Raw genomic sequence first — 25,937 nt, forward strand, 5'->3', positions numbered from 1 at the left:
ATGGAGTAGGGGGGTCATGGGGCGGTGTCCTGTACGGGGGCGATCGTCAGGAACAACTGGTCCTGGGGCGGCTCGATCAATACGTAAATGATCTTGCCCAAGGGCTCGGTGCCGGCTTTTTGCTGAGCACGCAGTTGGGCTTGCACATGCTGCTTGAGCAGATCCTTTTGCGTGAATTTTCGTTGCTCGGGCAGCTTCAGATGGGCTCGTGTGTAAGCGGCGGGCGAAGCATCGGCCGAGTCGTAATGAAAGTGCGCGTACCACAACACCACAGAGGGCTTGCGGGCCTTGTCGTACACCGCGTACTCGGTAAAGAAGTCGCCTCTGAGGGTGGGACGCTGGGGATCCGCCTGGCTGGTCAGGTTGATATCGATTTCCTTGTGACGCCATAGATAATCGATGCCTTCCAGGGTCGGCCATTGTTGCTTATAGGCGTCACTGGTGATGCGCTGCGCCATGCGGTTCATGTCGCGGGCGTTGGCCCTGAAGTCATCGATCAGGGTTTGCGCCGTTGCGTTCGCCGAATGATCGCGCGCAATTTCGTCAGCAATGCCGTTCAGCCTTGCCGCCTGTTCACTGAGGAGCTGGTCCCAGTCCGCCGGATTGACATCCTGTCGGGTCAGGGGCGATTGCAACTTCAGTTGCTGGGCGCTGATGACCTGCTCGATACCCTTGCGTTGCTCGATCAAGGCCTGGCCCTGACTCTTGAGGGTCGCCCATGTTCTCGCCGCAGGGGCGGGTTCGGGCTGCGGTGCAGATTCCTGCCGGGTTTGCACCCATCCCTGCGCATCCTCGCTATAGGTGGAAATGGCCTCGCCGGTCAGCGTATCGCTGATGACGATGCTGGGTGTCTCGGCTGTTGTCTGCGCAGGTTTGAACTCGCCGACGAAGTAGTGTCGCCTGTCGGTCTTGAAGACCCGCTTTGCAGGCGCCTTCGGGCGCAGGTTTTTTGCCGGCGGTTGCGGCGGCTCCAGTGCTTCCTGGCGGTATACCACCGTTTCCAGTTCCTTCTCGGCGAGCAAGCGGGCATTGCGCAGGCCTTCCAGCAGGCGCTCCGATACCGCGTGCACACGCTGCGGGCTGACGGTTTTAAGCGCATCCAGCGCCAGTTCGTAGCGACGATAGATGTCCAGGACCGTGTCATAGACATGGCGCTGTTCACTCAGGGGGTAATCTGCGCTGCTGCGCACTTCGATATGGGACAGCAATGCCTGGACGATATCCAGGTCGCCCAGATGGCCCGCATACAGCGCTTCCTGCGCAGAATGAAGACGTCCAAGACTCAGCGGCTCGACCGCCACCCACGACAAAGGGATCAGCGCGTTAAGCTTGAGGCTTTCGGATAAAAAGTGTTGGGGGTACTTGATCGATGCCAGCAGCGAGTCGCGCATCGCGCGACCCGCCACTGAGGCTTGCTCCAACTGGTCCAGGGTGTTCTCCATGGCGCGCGAGACGGTGACCATGCGTTGCTGGGTGTCAGCCAGTTCAATGGCTTTGGCGACGTGCTCCTGGTACGCCGTCGGATCGCCCAGCCACTTCTCAAGGAGCATGCGTCCCGCCAGGTGTGACATGGGTTCGCCGCCACTGGTGAAGCGCAGGGTATCGGCCCAGTGTTGGAGGTAGAGATGAATGGCCAGTTGGTTGTCCCAGATGGTTTGCAGCACTTTTGCCAGGTCGTGCACCCGCCCGCGCGCGCCTGCCGCCCGTTCCAGTGCCTGACCGGTATTGACCAACTCCAGACGCAGGGGCAGCAAGGCATCGTGGCGTTGTTGCAGGGTGTCCAGCAGCACCTCGTATTGTGTCCGCAGCCTCGCGTAACTCTGCATTTCGAGTGTATGACGGGCCTGCAATGCCGGCTTGCGGCTGGCATCGGCACTGTTCAGAAGTTTCCAGACCAGTTTCAACGTATTGGCCTGTTTGGTCAGTGCGGTGCTGGCTGTTGCCATGCGGTCCAGCGAGGCGACAAGCTCGTTCGCCGCAGGCGTGATTTCTTCGTTGAGCGACTGCAGGCGCATCGTCAACGCTTGCACCTCGCGCTGGTTTGCCTCGCGCAGGGCTGCCAGCCGCTTGGGGCCGCCGCCAACCAGCTTCAATCCACGTTCAAGGGTCCAGTGGCCCTGGCCGTCGCTTGTCAGCTTGATGCCGGGGTGCCAGGGTTTATCCGGGGACACAATAAAGACTTCGCCGAACCCCGGAACGATGCTTACCTGGAACAACAGCCCGGCCACCGACGCATGCCAGTTGCCGTCGATTTTATACAGGCCCCTCAACACACCGGTTTCGGCGGGAGCGGGCACCGCGACGGGCCACGCCACTGTGTAGTTCAACAGTTTTTCCAGCAGTCGCGCCGAGGCCGTGTCGCCGGCCAGTGAGAGTTCGAAATCAAGCAGGGTGCGACCGCCACCCGGTGGCTCTGACGGCAGGCCTGCCGCCCCGCGCCGGATCGCGGGCAGTGCTTTGGCTGCCACGCCCGCCAGCCGCCGCAGCGGTAGGCGGGCAAGGGCTTGATGATCAACGGGGGCTTGCTGCATTGGCGGTGTTGAAGTGGACTGGTGCAGCAGCACCAGGGCTGTGTTGAGCAGCAAATCGATCCACGCCAGTTCTCGAGCTATCGGATCGCCGCTGACCAGCGCCGGTAAATCCTGGGCGAGACTCTGTACCAGTTGTACCAGCCAGCCCACCGCCGCCGCAGGGCCGCGCACCAGCATCAACAGGGTATTGAAGCCCAATTGCGCGCCTTCGAGGATCAGCGTCCAACGGCTTTGGGCATTGGAAGTCGACTCGCGGTCGGCCTGCTCCAGCAACTGTCGCACCTCGCTGGTAAACAGATATTCCATCAATTGACCGTTGGTCAGCGATTGCAGAAGCTCGTCGTTGCTCTGATCGTCAGCAGTGGCCAGCGTTGCCGGTTTCGGCACGGCGGGCAGCGGATCGAATTGCGAACCGATACCGCTGATCCGTACGTAATGGGGTTCCTTGAAGCCACCGTTGCTGTAGATGGTCCTGGCGCTGTCGCCCAGCCAGGCGAGGACGCTGTCCTGCAGCTCGCCCGGTTTTTCGATGGCCGCGAGCAGTTGTTCGCGGCGATTGAATTGCAGCAATGACTGTTGATAAGCCGGGCGATACAGCAGATGGGGACCGGTAAGTCCGTTACGCGGTTCGATCACGAACATATGGTGCACTAGATCCGCTACAGCACCGGCTTTGCGCTGAAAAGCCAACGGACGCATGACGATTTCGATGTTATCCACGTAACGTTCGGCGTGGCTGGACGCCACCACTGCCGCCACGTAGTCGGCTCCTTTTGCGGTCAGGCCCGCTTCACCCTTGATCGCCTGCTCCAGCGCCTGGCTTTTCAATCCAGGCGGGCGCTGAGCGATGAACAGGCGTTTGCGCCGCAGCGCATCAGCGTTGTCACCAAGCAATTGCTCGCGAATATAGTTCGGGTAGTTCAGACCGATATTCACCCGCTGCACCAGTTGCTCTACGTAGTCCGGCGTCAACCACGCTTCAATGGATTGTCCGTCGGTATCACGCAGCGTCATGGAACCTTTGGGTTTGCCAGACAGGTTTTTCAGGGCCAGGTCGACCAGACTCATGTGCACCGGCTCGATATAGCCACCGCCGAGCGTGCCCACCGGTACCGCAAAGGTCAGCTCGAGCTTGTCGGCGTGGTATTTCGGTGCGTCAGTGTCACAGGTACGTTCGCCGGTCAGCCAGGCGTTACGCGCCAGGCACATCTGGTTATCCAAATGCTTGCGTGTGTAAGTGCGGATATCGTCCAGCCCATCCAGCCAGGTTTTACCGTCATCCAGGCGCCTGGCGCTGGCTTGCTCGAGCAGGCAGCGGCGGTAGGCGAAACGCAGCTCAGGTGAGGCCTGCTGCAGCCAGTCGGGCAGCGCAGCCTCGACCGAGCGCAGCGTCTGTCGCGACGCGGTGGCTGCTTCCTTGAGTTGCGCGGCGGGGTCGGTGATCGACTGGAACGACGCTTCCAGATTATCCCGCGTGGTGGCAATGCTCAGGTCCACAGCGGCGAGGTCCTCCAACTGCGCATTGAATACCAGCGCAGCCTGCACCTCGAAAATATTGCCGTCGGGTTCATAAAGTTGCCAGGTGAGGCTGTCGGCGGTAAACCGGTCTGCCATGAGCTGACCCCAGGCCTGGCCGAATGCATCCAGGCTCGCATAGGCTTCAATGCGGCCCGACAGGTTGCAGAGCCACACCTGTTTGCCATCGACCAGCAACAGATCGCTCGATTGCACCGTGACCTGGGTTTCGCCCTGAACCAGACGGGTTTGCACGCTGTAGGCATGCAATGAAGATTCCGGCCCGTGGCGCTGGCTGCGGGTTTCGCGCGCCGGGTAATCGGTCAGTTGGTTGATACGCTGCAACGCCGGGACATCACCGGCCAACTGGCGGATGGCGGCAGCGCGCAACTGATCCTGCAAAATACCGGCAAACCATTGCCAGCGGCTGCCTCCGGCATCGCTCGGCATATTCCAGTAGGCCATCAGTGCATCTTGAAAACCCACCTGCACAATCACTGGCAGTTCGCGGATGAGTGCTTCCACCACTGCCAGGTCATAGTGGCGCGTGCCGTTTTGTTCGAAGCTCAGCCGTGTGCCGCTGGCGTCACTCAGATAAGCGTCGAGCCCATCGCGTGCAGTGAGGTCGGGAAAGATTCCGCTGGCGAGGTAGTCAAGCGCGACCTCAACCAGCGGGCTCAAACCGCGTCCACCGCCTTCACGCGGCAGTGCCAGGCGCAACTGGGCGACGGGCAGCGTCAGCGGCGGGTATTTTTCCTGGAGGTGCTCGGTGAGCATTTGTGCCACCACCGAGCGCAGGGTCGGCCGTGTGCGGAACTGGGCCTGGACGGCGAGTTTGATCAACGTGTCGGTCACGGGTAATCCTTTACGAAAGAGAAGGGGACCCGTGTACGTTAGGGCCAGCGACGCAGTGCAGGCGTTAGCCGGTTACCGCCACCCTCTCGGCGGCCAAACTCGCCTATCATGTGCACCTTCCTTTTTCAGATGACCGATTCGTAATGACTGCCGACAATCTCACCACCGTCCTCACCACCGCCGACATGCTCGAGATCGACGGGTTGCACGCCTTCGACTTTGAGCTGTCAGAACAAAAGCTGCAGATCACCGCCATGGACGGCCGTGCTGAAAAGCGCTGGACGTTCAGCCTCGAGCAGGTCGAACAAGCCACCTTTGACCAGACCCTGCAAAGCTGGACCCTGACCGGTGACTCGGGCGAGCATCGCCTGATCTGCATGAGTGCGATCACCGGCAACAATAACGATGAGGACGACGAGCATGATGATGCGTAAATTCTGGCCGCTGCTGATGGCGGGCAGTGTCGGTGCGATGTCTGTGCAGGCTGCACCGGCCGACACCCATGACCTGCTGGTGGGCAGCTACACCGCCGGCAGCAGCGAAGGTATCTACCGCCTGCAGTTCGACAGCCGCACTGGCCAGTTCAACGGCAAGCCGGTGCTGGCGGCCAAGGCGGCCAATCCGTCCTGGCTGACCCTTTCCAAAGACCAGAAGCGTCTCTACGTGGTCAACGAAAATGGCCCGGGCCAGCAGGATGCGGTCGGACGTGTCAGCGGCTACAGCATCGACCCGCAGAACCATCAGCTCAGCCTGATCAACCAGGTGCAGAGCCTGGGCAATGAGCCGACCCATTCCAGCATCGCGGCTGATGGGCGTTATCTGTTCGTTGCCAACTACTCGGTACTGGAAGACCCGGGCGGCAGCCTGGCGATTCTGCCGCTGGATGCCGATGGCAAGCTGTCGGCACCGGTGCAAATGAGCGGGCACCCGGCCAGTGGCGTGAACCCTGAGCGCCAGGCGTCCAACCATGTGCACTCGGTGGTGTCATCGCCCGATGGCAACTACGTGTTCGTGCAGGACCTGGGTGCCGACAAGCTGTTTGTCTACCGTTACGACCCCAAGGCCAACCACGAACAGCCCTTGACCCCGGCCAGGCCGGCGTCGGTGCAACTCCCGGCGGGCAGCGGTCCGCGTCATCTGCTGTTCAGCGCCGACGGCAAGCATGCCTGGCTGACCACCGAGATGAGCGCCCAGATTGCAGTGTTCGATTATCAGGACGGCCAGCTCACCCAGACCCAACTGGTGGACTACGCCACCGGCCAGCCGGTGACCGACAAGGCCGGTGCGGCGTTGCATGCCTCAAGTGACGGCAAGTTCCTGTACGTGAGCAATCGCGGTACGGCCAATCAACTGCTGGTGTTCAGCATCGACCCGGCAACGGCGCACCTCAAGCAGATTCAAAAACGCTCCGTCGAGGGCGACCACCCGCGTGAATTCAGCCTGGACCCGAGCGGCAAGTTCGTGCTGATCGCCAACCAGAAGAGCAATGAAATCGTGGTGATCGAGCGCGACCCGAAGACCGGCCTGCTGGGTAAAACCGTGCAGAAACTGCCTATTGATGCGCCCAGCGACCTCAAGTTTCTGGTGCGTCAATAAGCCACAGGCCCCGCAACGCGGGGCCTGAGCTTTTCTATTAATTCTGTTAATAGCGGCTACTGTTTCAAAGCATTTCTAAGGTTCAATCCTCGGGCGTACGTTGAGTCCCAAGGCCTTCCCCGGCCACTCAACCAAACGAACACAAGGGTTATCGCCATGAACTTGAACCTCTTCTCCATCATCGCCGCTTCTGCTGTTTCCGCCACTGTTGCCTTGCCAGCGGCCGCCAGCGTGGAAGTCACCGACAAAAAATCCAGCACCAGCGCCTACACCCAGAAGTATCTGCAACAAAGCGCCAACTTCTATGCCGCCCTGGATCACAAGGTCCAGCAATAAGCTTGAGTTCAACACAATCAAATGTAGGAGCAGGCAAGCCAGCTCCCGCATTTGATTGTGTTGAACTCAGGGTTTGGCCATTACCGCTACAAACAGCGGCGACTCCAGAAAGCGCTGCAGCCAGGTTTGTAATCGGATATAGGGCGTACTGGCGAACCACTCGCGATCCACATGGGCAAACTGGCGCACGAACGGCGCCAGCGCCACATCCGCCAGGCTCAAATGCTCGGCCAACAAGTAGCTACGCCCCGCCAGTAAAATTTCCAGCTTCTGCAGGAACACCTCACCCTCGGCCCGATAATGTTCCATCGGATGCTCCGGGTAGCGCTCGGCGTACTTGTATCGATTCAAATGATGTTTGAAGTCTTGGTCATTCTCGGCGATCAACGCCAGCGCGGCCGGTTCATTCTGCAGCAACCAGTCATCCGGGTCGTGCTGCGCCAGGGCCCATTGCATGATCGCCAGGCTTTCATCGATCACCTGGCCGCCCACGCTCAATACCGGCACCGTGCCCTTGGGCGACAGCGCCAGCATTTCGGCCGGCTTGGCCTTGAGGCTCACCTCGACAATACGCACCGCCACGCCTGAATAACGCAAGGCCAGACGTGCACGCATCGCATAAGGACAACGCCGGAACGAATACAACAGCGCCTCGCTCACTTGACCTCCAGGGTACTCAAGCCGTTGCCCTGACGCTTGACCTGGATCTGCACCGGGATGCGTTCGTGCATCTCTTGCACGTGGGAAATCACCGCCACCTTGCGGCCCTGGGCCTGCAGGCCATCCAGCGCGTCCATCGCCAGTTGCAGCGACTCCGGGTCCAGGCTGCCGAAGCCTTCGTCGATAAACAGCGACTCGATCTTCAGGGTGCTCGACGCCATGGACGCCAGCCCCAGGGCCAGTGCCAGCGACACCAGGAACGTCTCGCCGCCGGACAACGAATGCACCGAGCGCAGTTCGTCGCCCATTTCCGTGTCCATCACCAGCAAACCGAGCATGCTGCCGCCGCGCTTGAGGCGGTAGCGGCGCACCAGTTGGCGCAACTGCACGTTGGCATGGTGCACCAGCAGGTCGAGGTTGTAGGCCTGGGCGATCTTGCGAAAGGTGTCGCCGGTGGCCGAGCCGATCAGCGCATTCAGGCGTGCCCAGCGCTGCCACTCTTCATAGGCTCGGGCGATTTGCGCGGCCAGTGAGCTGTTGGCCTCCTGACGGCGCTGGTCTTCCGATTGACGTGCGCGCAGCTCGGCGCACTGTTTTTCGGCCTCGGCGATGTGCTGATTAAGGGCGGCGAGGGTCCCGTCCAGCTGTTCGGCGTCGAGGTTGCCGTTGTGCAGCGCCTGATGTTCGGCCAGGCGCTGTTCGCGCTCCTGCAGCAACACCTTGGCTTGCTCGACGGCTTTTTCGCTGGCCTGCACCTGTTGGCGCAGTGCGCTGACCTGCGCGTCGTCGAACGCCAGCAGGCGGGTCAATCCGCTGTCATCCAGTTGCGGGTGTTGCGCGCGCCATTCGCCCAGGCGTGCGTCGAGCGCCTGTTGTTCGGTGTGCAGCGCCGACTGACGCTCCTGGCGGGCCTTGAGATCGGCCGCCAGTTGCACCAACTCAGTGTGGATCGCCTGTAACTGCTGGTTGGCGTCGGTCTCGCTTTGCCGCGATTGCACCACGGCCTGTTCCAGTTGTTGCTGCCACTGTTCGGCGCTGCTGTGGTCGCCCAGCAGTTCGCGCAGCCTGGCCTCGGCGGTCTGCTGCTGCGTCGCCAGTTCATTGAACTGCTGATTGAGCGAGTCCAGTTGCTGCTGACGATGCTGCTGGTGGGTGTGCGCTTTCTCGATGTTCTGCTGGCGTACCTGCTGTTCGGCCAGCTCATCGCGTTGATGGCCCAATTGCTCGAGACGCTGGCTGACCTGCTGGTCGAGCTGCATGAAGGTGGCTGCCGGGTCGCTGCGCAAACCTTCCAGCGTTTCGGCTGGCAGCAGGTTGGCGAAGGTGTGCAGCTCTTCGTCAAGGCGTTCGCGGTCGTTGGCCAGTTCGCGTTGCTGGTCGAGCATCAATTGGCGCGCCTGCTGGCTCGCTTCCTGAGCGTTGTGCAATTGCTGCTGCAGACGCCCGGCGTTCTGTTGCAGGTTGAGCAGCGCGGCCTGGCGCTGTTCGTCCTGGCTGATGCTTTGGGTCAACTGATTGAGTTGCTGGGCCAGCCAATCGCTGCGCTTGGCCACGTCCTGATTGAACAGCGACGCCGACAGTGGATGAGCCACAAGGATCGGCTTGAGCGCCTGTTGTTGCGAGACCACCTGCTCTTGTTGTTGCAGGAATTCCTTTTGCCGAGCGATCAAACCGCCGACGTCACCGCGCAGTTCGGTGAGTTTTTCCTTGAGCGTGTCGACCGCCTTTTGTGCCGTGGCCTCTTCGCTTTCATCGTGCCGACCCAGGCTGTGCAGCAGTGCTTCGGGTTGGTGGTAGGGGTGTTCGGGGCTGCCGCACACCGGGCAGGGTTGATCGTCCTGTAACTGCTGGCGTAATTCCTCGACGCTGGCACTGCGCGCCAGACGCTGGCGTTCCAACAGTTGCCGGGTAACGGTGAGCGCCCGTTCTGCCACCGTCAGCTCGGCCTTGGTTTGCAAGCCGGTCTGGTTCAGTTGCTCGCGTTGCTGGGCGAGTTCGGCCAGCTTGTGCGTGAGGGCAGTGGCTTGCTGGTCCAGTTGTTGCTGGTTGTCCCACAGGCGCGTGAGGTCTTCGAAAGCGCGCTGTTGCTTGCGGTTGTCCTGCAGCAGGCTGGCCAGTAGTTGCACCTGTTCGGCCACGGCATGGGGTTCGGCACCGGCTTCCTGATAAAGCAGATCGAGGGCCTGGCGTTGCTCGGCAAAGTGTTCGGCGGTGCGCGTGGCGCGCGCTTCAAGCTCGGGCAGTTCGGTCTGGCCTTTTTTCAGGCGGTTGCCGATCAGCATCAACTGTTGCAGGCGGTCGCGGTAGGCGTTCCAGGCATCGCTCAAGGGCGCCAGGGCGGCACTGCGCTCAAGTTCGGCGGCCAGGCGTTGCAGGCGCTGCGCGACATCGGCGTGTGTGTCCTGCAGGCCCTTGAGCTGGGCCTGACCCTCACGGCAGGCCTGTTCCTGCTGCTGTTTTTCTTCGTTGCGTCTGGCCAGGTCGCGGGTCAGGTGGGCGAGGGTGCTTTGTGCTTCGACCGCCTGGCGCAACAGCGGTGCGGCATCGGTCTGGTTCTTCACGGCCTGGGCCAAAGCGCTTTGCGCGCTGGTTTGCTGCAGTTGCGCCTGCTGCTGGCGGGTATGCAGCGCGTGTTGCTGTTCAAGATGCTGCTGAATCTGTTCAGCCAGTGGCGTGAGCAAGGTGCTGACTTCGGCCTGACGCGCAAAGTGGTGACGTTGTGGCGCCAGTTGCTCCAGGTGAGTCAGGTCCTGGCGTTGCGGGCTCCGGGCTGCCCAGTCAGCTTGTGCCTGTTGCAGTTGCTCGGTGGCGCTGAGCTGGCGTTCCTGCCATTCACGCAGTTCCTTGAGCCAGGTGTGCTGCAATTCCAGCTGCCGGAGCTGTGCCTGCTGGGTCTTGAGTTGTTGCTGCGCCTCGGTCAGTTGCAGGTCCAGCTCGGCGCGGGCTTCGTCGGCCAGCGGGACAATACCGGTGGCCTGGTCCTGCAACTGCCTGTGTGCGTCGCGGGCGTCTTTGGTCTTGTCGAAGGCGCGGCGGCCAAGCTGGGTGTACAGCGCGGTGTCGGTGAGCTTTTCCAGCAGTTCGCTGCGCTCGTTGTCGTTGGCCTTGAGGAAGGCGCTGAACTCGCTTTGGGCCAGCAACACCGCGCGGGTGAACTGCTCGAAGTTCAGGCCCAGGGCCAGCTCCAGTTGGGTCTTGTATTCGGTTTTCTGACTGGCCAGCACCTGATCACTGTCCAGGTCGAGCAGGCTTTGCCGACTGTTTTGCAACTTGCCGCTGGCCTTGTCGCGGGCGCGGTTGGCCTCCCAGCGCGCGCGGTAGCGACGGCCGTTGACGCCGACAAAATCCACCTCGGCATATCCGCCGCCCGTGCCGCGACGAATCAGCGTGCGCGGGTCGCCGATGGAAATATCGGTATCGGCGTCGGGCATTTTCGCCTGGCCGGTGTCGCCCAGCCGTGGCACCGCGCCAAACAGCGCCAGGCACAAGGCATCGAGCAGGGTGCTCTTGCCCGCGCCGGTGGGGCCTGTAATCGCGAACAGCCCGGCGCTGACCAGGGGCTCGGCGGTGAAGTCGATTTCAAACGGGCCTGCCAGGGAGGCGAGGTTTTTCAGGCGGATGGCGAGGATTTTCATGGTTGCTCACCTTCCTGCTGCACTTCCTGGAGCAACACGGCGAAGTCCTTCAAGGTCTGTTCATCCACTTCACTGCCATAGTTGTCCTGCCAGGCGCGGCTGAACAGCTCCTGGGGGGTGAGTTGGTCGAGTTCGACCAGCCGCGCCTGGTCCGCGTCGTCCTGGCCGCGTGTGCCGGCGTATTCGGCAGCGATGCGCACCAGGCGCACGGCCTTGCCTTGCAGCGCGGTTTCGATTTGCTGGCGCAGGTCCGGTTGCGGCTCGTCCAGGCGCACCCGCACTTCCAGCCAGGGATGGCGCTGGGTCTCGGCGAGCAGGTCGATGTCGGGCAAGTCCGCCAGGGCTTTGAGGATATCAGCCAGGGGGGCAGCTTCCAGGCGTTGCAGGTTGACCGAGCGCGGAATCAGGATCGGTTCGACGCTGACCAGTCTTTCGCCCTGGAACATCACGTCGAGAATCTGGTGTTTGTAGCCGATCTCGGAAAACGACAGTGGAATCGGCGAGCCGCTGTAGCGAATGCGCTCTTCGCCATTCACCTTTTGCGGTTTGTGCAAATGGCCAAGGGCAACATAGGCGACACTTCTATCGAACAGGCTGGCGGGCATCGCCTCGGCATTGCCGATGATCAGGCTGCGCTCGGAGTCTTCCGACACCGAACCGCCGGCCATGTGTGCATGGCTGATGGCAATCAGCGCCTGGCCTTTTTTGCGTTTGGCATTGGCAGCGGCGATCAACCATTCGTGCACCTGGCCGATGCCGCGCAGGTAATCGTCGCCCAGATGCGCGCCAGTGACTTCCGCCGGGCGCAGGAAGGGCAGCGCCAGGCACCAGCCGGCAATCTTGCCTTTGGCATTGGGCAAGGGAATCAGCAGGCGCTCGGCATCCAGTTGCCCGTCATCCAGCCACAGCACCCGGCCCAGCGCATGGGTGCGCAGACGGCGCATCAATGGCGCGGGCAACTCGATGCGCGAGCCGGAGTCATGGTTGCCGGCGATCATCACGATGGTCAGTGCGGGGTTTTGTTCGTGGGCGCCGATGATGAAGTCATACAGCCGCTCCTGCGCCTTGAGCGGCGGGTTGACCGTGTCGAAGATATCGCCGGCGATCAGCAGCACGTCAGGGCTATGGGCCTTGAGCTGGCCGAGCAGCCACTCCAGGAAACAGGCATGTTCGAAGTCGCGTTCCTGGCCATGGAGGTTTTGGCCCAGGTGCCAGTCGGAGGTGTGAAACAGACGCAAGGCGAACTCCGTGAAGAAGATGAAAAGAAGGGGAGTTTACCTGCAAAAGCGCGGGGTATGCCTGCAACCGACACAGATCAAGGCGGGCAGGAGGCACGCCACCCTTGTCAAACACAAAATAACGCGCTGCTTTAGAACCGGAAATCTCACCCCCCTGTGGCGAGCGGGCTTGCCTCCGCGTTGGGCTGCGCAGCAGACCCAAAACCAGGCTCTGCTCTGTGTCAGGGATACTGCATGTTCCTTGATTGGGGGCGCTGCGCGCCCCAACGCGGGGCAAGCCCGCTCGCCACAGACAAGCCGACCCACATGAGTGTTGGGTGTTTCAATTATTTGGGATAGAGCGGCGGCAAGCTGGTGCTGTCCGTCGCTGGGTCCTGCTCGCGCTCTGCTGTTGGGATGGCTTTCACCGCGCGCCAAAACTCCGTGAAGAAGATGAAAAGGAGGGGAGTTTATCTGCAAAAGCGCGGGCTATACCTGCAACCGATACAGATCAAGGAGGGCAGGAGGCAAGCCACTCTTATCAAACACAAAATAACGCGCTGCTTTAGAACCGGAAATCTCACCCCCCTGTGGCGAGCGGGCTTGCCCCGCGTTGGGCTGCGCAGCAGACCCAAAACCAGGCTCTGCGCAGTGTCAGGGATACTGCATGTTCCTTGATTGGGGGCGCTGCGCGCCCCAACGCGGGGCAAGCCCGCTCGCCACAGACAAGCCGACCCACATGAGTGTTGGGTGTTTCAATTATTTGGGATAGAGCGGCGGCAAGCTGGTGCTGTCCGTCGCTGGGTCCTGCTCGCGCTCTGCCATTGGGATGGCTTTCACCGCGCGCCACAGGTCTTCCCCCAGCCAGTAGTGGCCCCCTTCGCTGTACAGAGCGCCGTTCAATCCATCCAGCGCATCCGACAATGGCACAAACCGCGCTGCCATCTCGGCGAGGGTTTCCGGTTGCTGGCGGGCCCAGGCGTCCAGTGCCTGGCGCGTGGCCTGGGGGTCGTTGGCCTGGGTGGCGCGTTTGAGGTCGTCGAGCAGGCTGCGCGGGCTCGGGCCAGTTTGCGCGGCGCGCAGCACGGCGGGCTGCGAGCGGGCGCGCCACCATAGACCGAAGCCGAGCAGGGTGGTGCAGGCCAACAGCAGGGTGCTCAACTGCCACAGCCACAGACGGCTGTCGTCCGGGGCGGTGATGATGGTCGGGGTGGCGGGTGTGTCCACCACCAGGCTCGGGTTGTTGGCCACTTGCAGGGTACGCGCCGGCAGGCTGGTACGCTCAAGATGGTCTTCGTGGGTGTTCCACCACACCACTTCCACCGGCGGCAGTTCCAGCGCGCCGACCCGGTTGGGCACCAGGGCCTCGCGGTCTTCGCGGCTGCCGACCAGGCCACGGTCGCTGTTCTGGTTGCCCAGCACCGGCTGGTCCGGGTAACGGCGCAGGCCGGCGATGTCGGTGTTGGGCAGGGCCGGCAGTTGCGCGCTGGACAGCCCCTCGGCCTTGACCGTGAGGCTGCGGGTCAGCGAGTCACCCACCTGCACATGCTCAGGCTCCGGGCTCCAGCTTTCTGTAAGGGTCAGGCTGCGCGCCGGTAACCAGGGCGCATCCGCCGGGTACAGCGCGGGTTTGGGCTTGACCGTCAGCAGCATGGGTGCGGAGCTGACGTGGATCAGCTTGCCCGGCTTGGTGCCTTGCAGGGTGTTTTCCTGCGCCGGGCGCGACTCCACCAGCGTCGCGCTGAAGGTCTGCGCGGGAATCTCCACTGCGCCGCTGCGCTGCGGGTAGATGGCATAGCGCGTTTCGATCACGCCATGGCGGATGCTGTTGATGACTTTCTCGTAGGTGCGCGACTCGCCCAATTGCTCGATGCGCGCGTCCGGGATCTGCAATGGCGTGAGGCTGCTGTCGTCATACAGCGACACCGAGTGGTACACGCGCACGGTCAACAGCACCTGAGCCTGCACGTACGCGGTGTTCTGGTCGAGGCTGGCCTGCACAAACACGGGTGCAAGTTCCGCGCTGGTGTTCTGGCTGGCGGTTTCCATCACTTGCAGAGTGATCGGCTGGGTCGTGTATTCGCCCACCTGCAGCGGCGGGATCACCACCTCGCCGTTCTCCTTGGGCAACAACGTGATGATCCAGCGCGTGGTCGCGTGGTTGTCGCCGCCCAGGGTGGTGAGCTGGTTGATCTGGCGTGTGCCGCTGACTTCGAACTGCGCGTCCAGGGGCGACAGGTCGGGCTTGCCGAACTGGGTGACGTCGCTCGATTCTACCGTCAGTTCCACCGTTTCGCCGGAGTTGAGGCGGCTGCGGTCGACGCTGGCGACCAGGCTCGCCGCCTGTGCGGGGCCTGCCGTCAGCGCGAGCAGAAGCAGAAGGGTGGTGCGGCGGCTCATCGCGTCTTGTCCTGATGCTGTTGCTGTTCGTACCAGAATTTGCGCCGCAGCAGCTCGCCGGGGTTGTCCGGGATCTGCCGCAGCCATTGCTCCAGGGCCTGGCGGTGTTCGCCGTCAAGGCTGGCGTCATTGGTGCTCAGTGGCGGGGTGGTGGTTTGTTCATCGCCCAGCTCGCTGCCCGGTACTTCGTTGCTGCCGGACTTTGCCGGCGTACCCGGCTGGGTGTCGCCGGTCTGGCCCTGGCCCTGGGACGATTGCTCGCCGCCAGTGGCACGTTGTCCGCTGTCGCCCGGTTGCGCAGTTTGGCCGGGTTGGGCGGTTTCGTCATCTTCGTTTTTTGCAGGCTCTGGCGGCTCGGGGGGCGCCTGCTGCTGCATCAGGGCTTCGACCAGGGCCTTGTTTTTCAGCGCCGGTTGCAGGTCCGGCTGTGCTTCCAGGGCCTGGTCGTAGGCATCGATCGCCGCTTCCAGCTCGCCGGAGCGGGCCAGGGCGTTGCCTCGGTTGTAGTGGGCGCTGGCGTCAGTGCCCTGGGCAAAACGCTTGATGGCCTCGGCATAGTTGCCAGCCTCATACAGCGCCACGCCTTGCCACTGGGGGTCGGCAAAACGCTCGGCAGCTTCGGCGGGCCGTTGTTTTTGCAGCAACTGCTGGCCTTGCTGGTCGGCGCGCAGCCACAGGTCCTGCAACTCGAAGGCGTAGCTGGGTTGCGGCGAGGCGAGCAGCAGCAGGGGCAAGCAGAACAGCCAGCCGCGGCGACCGGCGCAGGCGGCCAGCAGCAAAAGCGGCAGCAGCAGCCAGTAACCCTGGTCGGCCCAGGTGTCTAGGTGCAGCCGTTGGCCGTCGCTGAGCAGGGTTTGTGGTGGGTCGAGTACGCCAAGCTGGCGCAGGTCCTTGTCGTCCAGGCGCGCGGCGCGGTAGCGGCCGCCCATCTCGTTGGCGAAAGCCTTGAGGGTCGGGCTGTCGAGCCGCGGGATCAGGATCGCGCCTTGTTCGTCCTTGAGGAACTCGCCGCTTTCCTGGGTCACCGGCGTACCTTCGCGGCTGCCAATGCCAAGGATCGACAGCGCCGGTGACGCGTTGCCCTGCAGCAACAGCCGGATGCCCTGGCGCTCCTGTTTGGACAGCGATGAGCCGATCAACAGCAGGCGGCCCTGGCCGAGGCCGCCGTGCTTGAGCAGGGCCAGGGCCTTTTCCACGGCGAGGTCGGCGCGATGACCGGGCTCGGGCATGATCGAGGGGCGCAGGGCTTCGAGCAGGTTGCGGCTGGTGGCGAGGTCGTCCGACAGCGGCACCAGGGTGTGGGCGCTGCCGGCGTACACCACGATGGCGGTTTGCGCATCGCTGCGCGCCTGCAGCAAGTCATACAGCTTGCGCCGCGCCTGTTCGAGACGATTGGGCGGGCTGTCGGTGGCGAGCATTTGCGGGGTCAGCTCCAGCAGCACCACCAACGGGTCGGCAGGCTTCTGGCTGGTTTGTTCCACGCGTTGCCAGCTCGGACCGAGCAAGGCCAGCACGGCCAGCAGCCACGCCAGGCCCAGCAGCACCCACGGCGATTTGCTCTCGCGCCCGTTGCCGCCGCTGAGCAGCACGGCGTGAAACGCAGGCGGCAGGATCATCTGCCAGCGCCCGGCGCGTTTTTGCCGGTGCCACAACTGCCACAGCAGCCAGCCGAGCAGCGGCAGCAGCAACAACCACCAGGGACGGAACCAATGTGGCCACAGATCGATCATCGACGCCTCCGCAAACGCAGGCGTTTGAGGCGCTGGCGCCATTCGGGGCGCTGCGGCAGGAACATCCCCCGGCTCGGCAGTTTGCTCAACAGCCGTTGCAGCGCGTTGTCGGGCCAGCGTTCCTGGATCACCAGCAGCATGCTCAGGATCAGTGCCAACGCCAGTGGCCCGCTGTACAACGCCTGGGCCGGGCGGGCCTGGGTGGGTTGCTGTTCGACCGGCTCAAGGCGGTCGAGGGTTTCCTTCACCTGCTGCAGTTCCTCACCATCACGGGCGCGGAAATACTGGCCGCCGGTGGCCTGGGCGATGGCCTTGAGCGCCGGCTCGTCGAGGTCCAGGCTCGGGTTGACGCCGAGAATGCCCAGAGACCCGGTCTGCTCGGGGTCGGCGCCGATGCCGATGGGGTAGATCTTTACGCCTTCTTCGGCTGCCAGGCGCGCGGCGGTCAGCGGGTCGATCTGCCCGCCATTGTTGGCGCCGTCGGTGACCAGAATCAGCACGCGGCTCTGCGCCGGGCGCTGGCGCAGACGCTTGAGGGCCAGGCCGATGGCGTCGCCGATGGCGGTGTTCTTGCCGGCGATGCCGATGCGCGCTTCGTCCAGCCAGGTACGCACGGTGCGCCGGTCGAACGTAAGCGGCGCCTGCAAATACGCCTGGCTGCCGAACAGGATCAGCCCGACGCGATCGCCTTCGCGGCCTTGCAGGAAATCGCCGAGCAAATGCTTGACCAGGGTGAGGCGACTGACGTCCTCGTCCTGCCAGTGCATGTCGGGGAAGTCCATGGAGCCGGACACGTCCACCGCCACCAGCAGGTCGCGGCCACTGGCGGCAATCGGCAGCGGTTCGCCGAGCCATTCGGGGCGGGCGGCGGCGGTCAGCAGCAACAGCCACAGCACCACGAACGGCGCTTGCTGGCGCCAGCCGGGCAGGTTGATGCGTGCGCGGCGTCGGGCCAGGCCTTCGAGGTCCTCGAGGTAGCTGACTTTGAGTACCGGCTCGCCGCTGTCGGCGATGGGCAGCAGCAGTCGCATCAACCAGGGCAAAGGTAGCAGGGCGAAGATCCACGGCCAGGCGAACTCAAACATGTTTGCGAATCCAGGTGTCGACGGCCTGGGTGAGGCCGGCGATGGCCTTGTCGTCGAGCTTGCATTCGGGCTTGTAGGCGCCTTCTACCAGCACCATCCAGCGCGTGAGGCCGGCGGCCGGGCAGCGGTTATCGAGGAATGCCAGCCATTTGCGGCCGTTGAGGGTGTGGCTCTGGCTGTAGGGGTAATCGTTGCGGCACAGACGCTTGAGCAGGCCGTTGAGCTGTTGCAGCCAGGCACCGGCGGGGGCGCCGTCGTAAGGCTTGGGCATCAAGGCCAGTTCGGCGAGGGCGGCGATGCGCAACGGGTCCAGCGGTTGCTCGGCGCGGGCCATCGGACGGCGGGCGGGCAGGAAGCGGCGAGCCCACCACAGGCCACAGCCGAGCAGCGGCACTGCCAGCAGCAACAGCCACCAGCCCGGCGCGGGCGGCCACAGGCCAATGGGCGGCGGGGTGATCAGCGGTTGCAGTTGGTCGAGGCTGCTCATTGTTTTTTGACCGGGCGTTGCGGGTTGAGGTATTCGCGCAGTTGCTCGACCATTTCGCTCTGGGTGCTCAAGGGCATCAGCAGCACCCGCAGTTTCTGCGCGAGCCGTTCCCAGCGGGCCGTGCGCGCTTCGGCCTGGGCCTTGTAGGCCTGACGCAGCTCGAAGTTGAGTGTGTCCAGTTCCAGTTGCGCGCCGCGTTGCGCGAACCTGAGCAGCCCGGCAGCGGGCAGGGCGTGGTCGAGCGGGTCGGAAATGGGCAGCAGCAGCAGGTCGCAATGGCGCGACAGCAGGCTCAGCTGCTGCTCGGCGCCTTCGGTGAGGGCGCGCTCGTCGCAGATCACGATGCCCAGGCTGCCCGGGCGCAACACCTCGCGGCCACGGCGCAGGGCCATGCCCAGGGCGTCGGCTTCCGGAAGGCTGTCGGTGTTCAGGCTCTGGTTGACGTGCACCAGCCGATTGAGCAGTTGCAGCAGGCTCTGCTTGCTGCGTCGGGGTTTGATTTCGTAGTGCTCGCGATCACCGAACACCAGCCCGCCGACCCGGTCGTTATGCCCCAGCGCGGCCCAGCCGATCAGGCTGGCGGCCTGCGCCGCCAGCACCGACTTGAACATCTGCCCCGAGCCGAAAAACAGCCGGCAGCTTTGCTCCACCATGATGAAGATCGGGCGTTCGCGCTCTTCGTGGAACAGCTTGGTGTGCGGTTCCTGGGTGCGCGCGGTGACGCGCCAGTCGATGGTGCGCACATCGTCGCCGGCCTGGTACACGCGCACCTGATCGAAGTCGACACCGCGCCCGCGCAGCTTGGAGTGGTGCAGACCGATCATCGGGCTGCGCTGGCCGGGCGTGGAGAACAACTGCACTTCGCGCACGCGATGACGCATCTCGATCAGCTCGCTGAGCGTGACGCGGACCCCGGCGCTGGTGTTCATCGGCTTCAAGCGACGGCAACGACGTCGAGAATGCGTTGCACCACACGGTCCTGGTCGATGCCGGCGGCTTCTGCCTCGAAGGACAAAATGATGCGGTGGCGCAGCACGTCGAACAGCACCGCCTGGATATCTTCCGGGCTGACGAAGTCGCGACCGGCGAGCCAGGCGTGGGCACGGGCGCAGCGGTCGAGGGCAATCGAGCCCCGGGGGCTGGCGCCGTAGGCAATCCATTCGGCCATTTCCGCGTCGAACTTGGCCGGGGTGCGCGTGGCCATCACCAGTTGCACCAGGTATTCCTCCACTGCATCGGCCATGTACAGGCCGAGGATTTCCTTGCGCGCGGCAAAGATCGCCTGCTGGCTGACGCGGCGCTCGGGCTTGGTTTCACCGTTGAGCGCTTCGCCGCGCGCCTGTTGCAGGATGCGCCGCTCGACGGCGGCGTCGGGGAAACCGATCTTGACGTGCATCAGGAAGCGATCGAGCTGGGCTTCGGGCAGCGGGTAGGTGCCTTCCTGCTCGATGGGGTTTTGCGTGGCCATCACCAGAAACAGCGGTGACAGGTCATAGGTGCTGCGGCCCACGCTGACCTGGCGCTCGGCCATGGCTTCGAGGAGGGCCGACTGCACCTTGGCCGGCGCCCGGTTGATTTCGTCGGCCAGCACCAGATTGTGGAAGATCGGGCCTTGCTGGAACACGAAGCTGCCGGTTTCCGGGCGATAGATCTCGGTGCCGGTGATGTCGGCGGGCAACAGGTCGGGGGTGAACTGGATACGATGGAACTGTGCTTCGATGCCTTCGGCCAGTTCTTTGATGGCCTTGGTCTTGGCCAGGCCCGGCGCGCCCTCCACCAGCATATGGCCGTCGGCCAACAGCGCAATGAGCAGGCGCTCGATGAGTTTTTCCTGGCCGAGAATCTGCGTGGAAAGAAAGGTTCGCAGCGCAAGCAGCGCTTCACGATGTTCCATCGATGACGGTTCCTGGGAAGAAGAGCCTGGGTGTTATGAAAGCTGCCAAGGCCGGGGGCGTCTACTTTAATGCATCGAAGGGGGCGGCGACTAACGGCGTAACGGGTATTTTTGGCAAAACTTGTAGGATTTTTGTGTGGGCAGCACAAATCTTATTGAACACACATTCTGTTGTGAGCGCCCACATTTGAGCGTTGACACCCTTTAGAGTCGGGTGAAGGTGCCGGTGCCCTTGAGGATGTTCTGCAAGGTTTCTTCGACTTCAGCCAGGTCTGATGCTGGCGTGGCGTGAGTGATTTGCAGCTGGTCCTTGCCACCCAGCGCATCGGCATCGCCGGCTGCCAGCTCGACCAGTAAGGTCGTGTCGCCCAGGGTGACCTTCAACCCGTCCAGGGTCGACGGCTCGTAATCCCACGTGAGTTCCACTTCTTCTTCATCCGGGTAACGCGTCAGCATGAACATCTCGCCGTTCTTGCCGTGGCAGCAGAGCATGGCCATGTTGTCTTCTTCGTCGTCGCACGGCGTGGCCATGAGGGCGTCGGTTTTCAGTTGCAGCATGGGGCATCCTGTCTGGGTTTGGGCGTGATGCGCGCAATTGTGCCATTGCGGCGAATTTTGTGCTGCACCCTGTGTCAGACCCAATGCATCGCGTGACGGGCAGTACCATTCATTTCCGCTACTCGCTCACTGGGCAATAGCCGGATAGTTTGCCGAAAAGTGCAGATTGTTCGCATCGCAACCCCAGGCCTGCTTACCGATGACCGAATATGTCGCAGCACCGCAAGCAGGCGTCTTCCCACACTCGTTAAGCTGCGCATCGGGTGTGCGCTGGCCGGGCGTCTGACCTGCCCGTCGTACCGTCACCCGGCTGCGGTTCATCCAGTGGAAGTTGTATGTGACCTGACTGTCTTGTCCAGCTTCACCCACCTGTCACTCTGATTGGTTTATGGTGTTTGTCATCGTTACCCACGAACAGAGCTGACGGTCTCCCCGCACGGGGATAACACGCGACGCTTCCATCAATAACAAGCCCAAGCGGAGTACCACAGATGGCGTTCTTCACCGCAGCCAGCAAGGCCGACTTCCAGCATCAACTGCAAGCGGCACTGGCGCAGCACATCAGCGAACAGGCACTGCCACAAGTGGCGCTGTTCGCTGAGCAATTCTTCGGCATTATTTCCCTGGATGAACTGACCCAGCGTCGCCTGTCTGACCTGGCCGGTTGCACCCTGTCTGCCTGGCGCCTGCTTGAGCGCTTCGATCCTGCGCAACCGCAAGTGCGCGTTTACAACCCCGATTACGAACGTCATGGCTGGCAGTCGACCCATACCGCGGTTGAAGTGCTGCACCGTGACCTGCCTTTTCTGGTGGACTCGGTGCGTACCGAGCTGAACCGCCGTGGCTACAGCATCCATACCCTGCAGACCACCGTGCTCAGCACCCGCCGTGGCAGCAAGGGCGATCTGCTGGAAATCCTGCCCAAGGGCACCCAGGGTGAGGGCATCGAGCAAGAATCGCTGATGTACCTGGAAATCGACCGCTGCGCCAACGCCGCCGAACTGAGCGTGCTGAGCAAAGAGCTGGAGCAGGTACTGGGCGAAGTGCGGGTGGCGGTGGCCGATTTCGAACCGATGAAGGCCAAGGTCCAGGACCTGCTGGCCGGTATCGATGCCAGCCAGTACGCGATTGACGGCGAAGAAAAAGCCGAAATCAAGAATTTCCTCGAATGGCTGGTGGGCAACCACTTCACCTTCCTGGGCTACGAAGAATTCGTGGTACGTGACGAGGCGGACGGCGGTCATATCGAATATGACGCCAGCTCCTTCCTCGGTCTGACCAAGCTGCTGCGTGCCGGCCTCAGCGCTGACGACCTGCGCATCGAAGACTACGCCGTGGCCTACCTGCGCGAGCCGACCGTGCTGTCGTTCGCCAAGGCGGCGCACCCAAGCCGCGTGCATCGCCCGGCTTACCCGGACTACGTGTCGATCCGCGAGATCGATGCCAACGGCAAGGTCCTCAAGGAACACCGCTTCATGGGCCTGTACACCTCGTCGGTGTACGGCGAAAGCGTGCGGGTCATCCCGTATATCCGCCGCAAGGTCGCGGAGATCGAACGTCGCTCCGGCTTCCAGCCCAAGGCTCACCTGGGCAAGGAACTGGCCCAGGTCGTTGAAGTGCTGCCCCGTGACGACCTGTTCCAGACCCCGGTCGACGAGCTGTTCAGCACCGTGATGTCGATCGTGCAGATCCAGGAGCGCAACAAGATCCGCGTGTTCCTGCGCAAAGACCCGTACGGACGCTTCTGCTACTGCCTGGCCTATGTGCCGCGTGACGTTTACTCCACCGAAGTGCGGCAGAAAATCCAGCAAGTGCTGATGGACCGCCTGAAGGCCTCCGACTGCGAGTTCTGGACCTTCTTCTCCGAGTCCGTGCTGGCCCGTGTGCAGCTGATTCTGCGGGTCGACCCGAAGAACCGCCTGGACATCGACCCGCTGCAACTGGAAAAGGAAGTGGTGCAGGCCTGCCGCAGCTGGCAGGACGACTACGCAAGCCTGGTCGTCGAGAGCTTCGGCGAAGCCCACGGCACCAACGTGCTGGCGGATTTCCCGAAAGGCTTCCCGGCCGGCTACCGCGAGCGCTTTGCCGCGCATTCGGCCGTGGTCGACATGCAGCACCTGCTCAGCCTCACCGAAGCCAACCCGCTGGTGATGAGCTTCTATCAACCGCTGGGCCAGGTCTCCGGCCAGCGCGAGCTGCATTGCAAGCTCTACCACGCCGACACCCCGCTGGCGCTGTCCGACGTGTTGCCGATCCTGGAAAATCTCGGCCTGCGTGTGCTGGGCGAATTCCCGTACCGCCTGCGTCATGCCAACGGCCGCGAATTCTGGATCCATGACTTTGCGTTCATCGCCGCCGAAGGCGTGAACCTGGATATCCAGCAGCTCAACGACACTCTGCAGGACGCGTTCGTGCACATCGTGCATGGCGACGCCGAGAACGATGCGTTCAACCGTCTGGTGCTCACCGCCGGCCTGCCCTGGCGCGACGTGGCGTTGCTGCGTGCCTACGCGCGTTACCTCAAGCAGATCCGCCTGGGCTTCGACCTCGGCTACATCGCCAGCACGTTGAACAACCACACCGACATCGCCCGCGAGCTGACGCGGTTGTTCAAGACCCGCTTCTACTTGGCGCGCAAGCTCACCGCCGATGACCTGGAAGACAAGCAGCAGCGTCTGGAACAAGCGATCACCAGCGCCCTGGACGATGTTCAGGTGCTCAACGAAGACCGCATCCTGCGGCGCTACCTGGACCTGATCAAGGCCACCCTGCGCACCAACTTCTACCAGACCGATGCCAACGGCCAGAACAAGTCGTACTTCAGCTTCAAGTTCAACCCGCACGCGATCCCCGAGCTGCCCAAGCCGGTGCCGAAGTTCGAAATCTTCGTCTACTCGCCGCGCGTTGAAGGCGTGCACCTGCGCTTTGGCAACGTCGCCCGTGGCGGCCTGCGCTGGTCCGACCGTGAAGAAGACTTCCGCACCGAAGTACTCGGCCTGGTAAAAGCCCAGCAAGTGAAGAACTCGGTGATCGTGCCGGTGGGCGCCAAGGGCGGCTTCCTGCCGCGTCGCCTGCCGTTGGGCGGCAGCCGGGACGAGATCGCGGCCGAGGGCATCGCCTGCTACCGCATTTTCATTTCCGGCCTGCTGGACATTACCGACAACCTGAAAGACGGCGCGCTGGTGCCTCCAGCCAACGTCGTGCGTCACGACAACGATGACCCGTACTTGGTGGTGGCGGCGGACAAAGGCACGGCGACGTTCTCCGACATCGCCAACGGCATCGCCATCGACTACGGCTTCTGGCTTGGCGATGCGTTTGCCTCCGGTGGTTCGGCCGGTTACGACCACAAGAAAATGGGCATCACTGCCAAGGGCGCGTGGGTGGGGGTGCAGCGTCACTTCCGTGAGCGCGGCATCAACGTGCAGGAAGACAGCATCACCGTGGTGGGCGTCGGCGATATGGCCGGTGACGTGTTCGGTAACGGCTTGCTCATGTCCGACAAGCTGCAACTGGTCGCGGCCTTCAACCACCTGCATATCTTCATCGACCCGAACCCGAACCCGGCCACCAGCTTCGTCGAACGCCAGCGCATGTTCGAGCTGCCGCGTTCGGCCTGGACCGACTACGACACCAGCATCATGTCCGAAGGCGGCGGTATCTTCTCGCGCAGCGCGAAGAGCATCGCCATCTCGCCGCAGATGAAAGAACGCTTCGACATCAAGGCCGACAAGCTGACCCCGACCGAACTGCTCAATGCCTTGCTCAAGGCACCGGTGGATCTGTTGTGGAACGGCGGTATCGGCACTTACGTCAAGGCCAGCACCGAAAGCCATGCAGACGTGGGCGACAAGGCCAACGACGCCTTGCGCGTCAACGGCAACGAGCTGCGTTGCAAGGTGGTGGGCGAGGGCGGCAACCTCGGCATGACCCAGCTGGGTCGTGTGGAATTCGGCCTCAATGGCGGCGGCTCCAACACCGACTTCATCGACAACGCCGGTGGCGTCGACTGCTCCGACCACGAAGTGAACATCAAGATCCTGCTCAACGAAGTGGTGCAGGCCGGTGACATGACCGACAAGCAGCGCAACCAGCTGCTGGCGAGCATGACCGACGAAGTCGGCCATCTGGTGTTGGGCAACAACTACAAGCAAACCCAGGCCCTGTCCCTGGCCGCCCGCCGTGCCTACGAGCGTGCCGCCGAGTACAAGCGCCTGATGAGCGACCTGGAAGGCCGTGGCAAGCTGGACCGCGCCATCGAGTACCTGCCGACCGAGGAGCAGCTCACCGAGCGCGCCGCGAACGGCAAGGGCCTCACCCGTCCGGAGCTGTCGGTGCTGATCTCGTACAGCAAGATCGACCTCAAGGAAGCGTTGCTCAAGTCCCAGGTGCCGGATGACGAGTACCTGACCCGTGACATGGAGACCGCGTTCCCGCCGAGCCTGGTGGCCAAGTTCTCCGAGGCCATGCGTCGCCACCGTCTCAAGCGTGAGATCGTCAGCACCCAGATCGCCAACGACCTGGTCAACCACATGGGCATCACCTTCGTGCAGCGCCTCAAGGAGTCGACCGGCATGAGCCCGGCCAACGTGGCCGGTGCTTATGTGATCGTGCGTGACATCTTCCACCTGCCCCACTGGTTCCGTCAGATCGAAGCCCTGGACCATCAGGTTTCCGCCGACGTGCAGCTGGAGCTGATGGATGAGCTCATGCGCCTGGGCCGCCGCGCCACGCGCTGGTTCCTGCGCAGCCGTCGCAACGAGCAGGACGCTGGCCGTGACACCGCGCACTTCGGTCCGCATCTGGCGGCATTGGGCCTCAAGCTCGACGAACTGCTGGAAGGTCCGACCCGCGAAGGCTGGCAGACCCGTTACCAGGCCTACACCGAAGCCGGCGTGCCGGAATTGTTGGCGCGCATGGTGGCAGGTACTACCCACCTGTACACGTTGCTGCCGATCATCGAAGCTGCCGACGTCACCGGGCATGACGCCGCCGAAGTGGCCAAGGCTTACTTCGCCGTGGGCAGCGCTCTGGACCTGCCGTGGTACCTGCAGCAGATCAGCGATCTGCCGGTGGCCAACAACTGGCAGGCCCAGGCCCGCGAAGCGTTCCGCGACGATGTGGACTGGCAGCAACGGGCAATCACCATCTCGGTCCTGCAAATGGCCGACGCGCCGCAGGAGATGGACGCCCGCGTGGCCCTGTGGCTTGAGCAGCACCAGGACATGGCCGATCGCTGGCGCGCCATGATGGTGGAAATTCGTGCTGCAGTCGGCACGGACTACGCCATGTACGCGGTGGCCAACCGTGAATTGCTGGACCTGGCGTTGAGTGGTCAGTCGGTGCTGCAGCCGGCTTGATCCTTCGGTAAAACAAAAGCCCCCGTCTCATGAGAGACCGGGGCTTTTTTGTTGGTGCGTCATTTGCCCTACAGCTGG

Annotated in this window: 15 protein-coding genes; 4 read left to right on the forward strand and 11 right to left on the reverse strand. The window is 63.0% G+C overall.

Annotated elements, in window-relative coordinates:
* Positions 1 to 14: 14 nt before the first annotated feature.
* Entirely contained in the window at positions 15 to 4,901 is a 4,887-nt protein-coding gene (locus VRB54_RS10990; protein ID WP_338480848.1) for a hypothetical protein, read from the reverse strand.
* 143 nt (positions 4,902 to 5,044) lie between these two features.
* Between VRB54_RS10990 and VRB54_RS10995 the strand changes: the two genes are divergently transcribed.
* From VRB54_RS10995 to VRB54_RS11005, 3 genes are all read left to right on the forward strand, one after another.
* Entirely contained in the window at positions 5,045 to 5,335 is a 291-nt protein-coding gene (locus VRB54_RS10995; protein ID WP_338480850.1) for a DUF5629 family protein, read from the forward strand.
* Positions 5,322 to 6,497, forward strand: a complete 1,176-nt coding sequence (locus tag VRB54_RS11000; protein WP_338480851.1) for a lactonase family protein — start codon at positions 5,322 to 5,324, stop codon at positions 6,495 to 6,497. The genes VRB54_RS10995 and VRB54_RS11000 overlap by 14 nt, the downstream gene beginning before the upstream one ends.
* A 156-nt stretch (positions 6,498 to 6,653) precedes the next feature.
* Positions 6,654 to 6,833, forward strand: a complete 180-nt coding sequence (locus VRB54_RS11005) for a hypothetical protein (RefSeq protein WP_338480852.1) — start codon at positions 6,654 to 6,656, stop codon at positions 6,831 to 6,833.
* A gap of 66 nt (positions 6,834 to 6,899) precedes the next feature.
* On the opposite strand, the gene VRB54_RS11010 is transcribed toward VRB54_RS11005, so the two are convergent.
* From VRB54_RS11010 to VRB54_RS11055, 10 genes are all read right to left on the reverse strand, one after another.
* Positions 6,900 to 7,493: a glutathione S-transferase gene (locus VRB54_RS11010; protein WP_338480853.1), complete on the reverse strand. Its 594-nt coding sequence runs from the start codon at positions 7,491 to 7,493 to the stop codon at positions 6,900 to 6,902.
* Entirely contained in the window at positions 7,490 to 11,128 is a 3,639-nt protein-coding gene (locus VRB54_RS11015) for an AAA family ATPase (RefSeq protein ID WP_338480855.1), read from the reverse strand. The genes VRB54_RS11010 and VRB54_RS11015 overlap by 4 nt, the downstream gene beginning before the upstream one ends.
* On the reverse strand, positions 11,125 to 12,366 hold the full coding sequence (locus VRB54_RS11020; protein WP_338480856.1) for an exonuclease SbcCD subunit D C-terminal domain-containing protein: 1,242 nt from the start codon (positions 12,364 to 12,366) through the stop codon (positions 11,125 to 11,127). The genes VRB54_RS11015 and VRB54_RS11020 overlap by 4 nt, the downstream gene beginning before the upstream one ends.
* 738 nt (positions 12,367 to 13,104) lie before the next feature.
* Entirely contained in the window at positions 13,105 to 14,745 is a 1,641-nt protein-coding gene (locus tag VRB54_RS11025) for a BatD family protein (RefSeq protein ID WP_338480857.1), read from the reverse strand.
* Positions 14,742 to 16,475: a VWA domain-containing protein gene (locus VRB54_RS11030; protein WP_338480859.1), complete on the reverse strand. Its 1,734-nt coding sequence runs from the start codon at positions 16,473 to 16,475 to the stop codon at positions 14,742 to 14,744. The genes VRB54_RS11025 and VRB54_RS11030 overlap by 4 nt, the downstream gene beginning before the upstream one ends.
* Positions 16,472 to 17,560 (reverse strand): VWA domain-containing protein, encoded by a 1,089-nt coding sequence (locus VRB54_RS11035; RefSeq protein ID WP_338480861.1) that lies wholly within the window; start codon positions 17,558 to 17,560, stop codon positions 16,472 to 16,474. Before VRB54_RS11035 ends, VRB54_RS11030 begins: the two co-directional genes overlap by 4 nt.
* Complete coding sequence (locus VRB54_RS11040; protein WP_338480862.1) at positions 17,553 to 18,047, reverse strand: DUF4381 domain-containing protein; 495 nt, start codon at positions 18,045 to 18,047, stop codon at positions 17,553 to 17,555. The genes VRB54_RS11035 and VRB54_RS11040 overlap by 8 nt, the downstream gene beginning before the upstream one ends.
* On the reverse strand, positions 18,044 to 18,976 hold the full coding sequence (locus tag VRB54_RS11045) for a DUF58 domain-containing protein (RefSeq protein WP_338480863.1): 933 nt from the start codon (positions 18,974 to 18,976) through the stop codon (positions 18,044 to 18,046). Before VRB54_RS11045 ends, VRB54_RS11040 begins: the two co-directional genes overlap by 4 nt.
* A 5-nt stretch (positions 18,977 to 18,981) precedes the next feature.
* Positions 18,982 to 19,941: an AAA family ATPase gene (locus VRB54_RS11050; RefSeq protein ID WP_003236444.1), complete on the reverse strand. Its 960-nt coding sequence runs from the start codon at positions 19,939 to 19,941 to the stop codon at positions 18,982 to 18,984.
* 204 nt (positions 19,942 to 20,145) lie between these two features.
* On the reverse strand, positions 20,146 to 20,499 hold the full coding sequence (locus VRB54_RS11055) for a hypothetical protein (RefSeq protein WP_338480864.1): 354 nt from the start codon (positions 20,497 to 20,499) through the stop codon (positions 20,146 to 20,148).
* A 491-nt stretch (positions 20,500 to 20,990) separates the two neighbouring features.
* Between VRB54_RS11055 and VRB54_RS11060 the strand changes: the two genes are divergently transcribed.
* Positions 20,991 to 25,859, forward strand: a complete 4,869-nt coding sequence (locus VRB54_RS11060; protein WP_338480865.1) for an NAD-glutamate dehydrogenase — start codon at positions 20,991 to 20,993, stop codon at positions 25,857 to 25,859.
* Positions 25,860 to 25,937: the final 78 nt, after the last annotated feature.

The organism is Pseudomonas trivialis, from assembly GCF_036864995.1.
Classification (GTDB): Bacteria; Pseudomonadota; Gammaproteobacteria; order Pseudomonadales; family Pseudomonadaceae; genus Aquipseudomonas; species Aquipseudomonas trivialis.